We start from the raw sequence: 562 nt of genomic DNA, 5'->3' as shown, positions 1-562 counted from the left end.
TCCAGGCAGATCACCCGCCCATCGGCGGGCGGGTGATCGTATAACTCCAGGACGCGTTGCATCTTGGCGATGAAGTGCGGGTCGGTGGAGGCTTTCCACGTCGTGGTGGTCTGCCAGCTCACCCCGCCCGCGCGCAGGATCCGCCTCAGGTGCTCGCGGCTGATCGCCGTCACCACCCCGCGCGTGATGAGGTGCTCGGCCAGCGTGCGCAGGCTCCAGGTGGAGTGCCCGGTGATGCCCCATTCGGCGGGGACCGTCGTGGCGATCAGGCAGATGTGCTCACGCACCCGCTCACTGATCGCTCGTGGACGGCCCCCGCTCCATTTTGGGTCCAGCGCGTCGAACCCCCGCTCGTTGAAAGCGTGGATGACATCACGTACGTAATCGTCGCTGACCTGCATCAACGAGGTGATGTCCGGGACCGATTGGCCCTGGCCGGACATCATCACCACGATCGCGCGCCGCAGCTTGACCGGGTCCTTCGCGGTCCTGGTGATCCGTTGCAGCCTGCGGCCTTCCTCCATCGTCAACGGCCGGACGAACACCTCCGGTCGGCGAGCCA

The 562-nt window shown here is 66.5% G+C and carries 1 protein-coding gene; it reads right to left on the bottom strand.

Translation table 11 applies throughout. From position 1 onward, the window contains the following. Window positions 1–524: helix-turn-helix domain-containing protein (locus FLX08_RS40105; RefSeq protein ID WP_142625452.1), on the bottom strand; the 524-nt coding region annotated here is incomplete at its 3' end. Window positions 525–562 lie beyond the last annotated feature (38 nt).

Origin of the sequence: Microbispora hainanensis (genome assembly GCF_006874475.1) — a bacterium.
In the GTDB taxonomy this organism is placed as follows: Bacteria; Actinomycetota; Actinomycetes; order Streptosporangiales; family Streptosporangiaceae; genus Microbispora; species Microbispora hainanensis.
The sequence above is the reverse complement of the archived record's forward strand: the minus strand, read 5'-3'. Positions and strand labels throughout refer to the sequence as shown.